The 1,697-nt window shown below is 62.1% G+C and carries 2 protein-coding genes; one reads left to right on the top strand and one right to left on the bottom strand.

Annotation, left to right across the window (positions count from 1 at the left end; genetic code table 11):
• Nucleotides 1–1,180: sugar ABC transporter substrate-binding protein (locus HX846_RS23405; protein WP_256739864.1), on the bottom strand; the 1,180-nt coding region annotated here is incomplete at its 3' end.
• Nucleotides 1,181–1,394: 214 nt separating this feature from the next.
• Here HX846_RS23405 and HX846_RS23400 point away from each other — a divergent pair.
• Nucleotides 1,395–1,697: AraC family ligand binding domain-containing protein (locus HX846_RS23400; protein WP_178966174.1), on the top strand; the 303-nt coding region annotated here is incomplete at its 3' end.

Genomic DNA, 1,697 nt, shown 5'->3' with positions numbered 1-1,697 from the left:
GGAACTCGGGGATCGTCACGTATTGGATGCCCACGTACGGCACGGGTTTGGCCGACGGGTGCGCGGGGTCGGCGTGTTGCATCATCTGCAAGGTCACCTTGGCGAACGGCGCCGCGGCCAGGTACGCCGCGTTGTAGGTGGACTGGCGCGTGCCCGGCGGTACGTTGGTGATGCCGTCCTTATCCGCTACCAGCTGGATGTATTCCTTGGAGGTGGCCCAGGTGATAAAGGCTCTGGCGGCGTCCTTGTGCTTGGAGGTGGCCGGGATCGCCAGGGACCAGGCGTACAGCCACGACGAACCCTTGTCGGTGACCTCGGTGGGTGCGGCGGCAAAACCCACGCTGTCGGCGACTATGCTTTGGGTTTTGTCGGTGGTGAACGAGCCGGCAACGCTGGCGTCGACCCAGATCGCGCATTTGCCGCTGTTGAACAGCGCCAGGGTTTCGTTGAAACCGTTGCTGGAGACGCCCGGCGGGCCATAGTTTTTCAGGGTGTTGACGTAGAAGTTCGCCGCCGCCGTCCACTCGGGACTGGTCAGCTCGGGTTTCCATTGCTCGTCGAACCAGCGTGCACCAAAGGCGTTGGCCATGGTGCTCAGCAACGCGATGTTTTCACCCCAGCCGGCCTTGCCCCGCAGGCACATGCCGTATTGGTCCTTGGCGGGCTGGTTGAGCTTGGCGGCGAACTCGCCCAGTTGGGTCCAGGTCGGATGCTCGGGCATCGCCAGGCCGGCCTGCTTGAACAGGTCGGTGCGGTAATAGGTGACGGTGCTTTCGCCATAGAACGGCAAGGCGTAGAGGGTGTCGTTCACCGACAGGCCCTGGCGCACGGCGGGGAAGATGTCTTCCAGGTCGTAATCGGCGGGAAGTGGCGTGATCGGCTCCAGCCAGTGTTTGGCACCCCACAGCGGGGTTTCATAGGTGCCGATGGTCAGTACGTCGAATTGGCCGCCCTGGGTCGCGATGTCGGTGGTGAGGCGTTGGCGCAGGACGTTTTCTTCGAGCACCACCCAATTGAGTTTCACCTCGGGGTGCTGCTGTTCGAACACCTTGGACAGGCGCTGCATGCGGATCATGTCGCTGTTGTTGACCGTGGCGATGGTCACGGTTTCGGCAGCATGGGCGGCCATCGCGAGCGTGAGGCCGGAGAGCAGGAACAGCGCTTTCGGAATCTTGAGCATGGCGGTTTCCACTTATTGTTTTTGTTGTTGACGGCCCGATTACAGCAGCTTGCCCGGAGCCGAACAAACGAATGGCGGATGCCTGGCTGATACTTTTTTGATCCCGCAGCGAGGATCAAAAAAGTATCAGTGAACGACAAAACCCAGGGTAGCGGCTGCCCGGGCAAAGGGCGTATTTTGGTCCCATTCCAAAAAGCCCAGAAGGGCCAAGCCCATGCCTGCAAGCCGATCCGCCCTTTTCGAGCAGCGCCCCGCCGAGCTGGAAGTGATTCTGGCCGAGCCCGAGCATGGCTTTCGCTGGTACGAACATGACTATCCGTTCGAGCTCGCCCGCTGGAACCATCACCCCGAATTCGAAATCCACCTGATCCGCCACGGCAGCGGCAAGCTGGTGGCGGGCGACTATATCGGTGCGTTTGGCGCCGGCCATGTCGCACTGATCGGCCCCGACCTGCCCCACGACTGGATCGGCGACCTGGCCCCCGGCGAGTACCTGACGGGGCGCGATGTGGTGTTG

It is taken from the genome of Pseudomonas sp. K5002, assembly GCF_013386655.1.
Classification (GTDB): domain Bacteria; phylum Pseudomonadota; class Gammaproteobacteria; order Pseudomonadales; family Pseudomonadaceae; genus Aquipseudomonas.
Note: the sequence above shows the minus strand (reverse complement) of the source record. Positions and strands in the feature narration are given on the sequence as shown.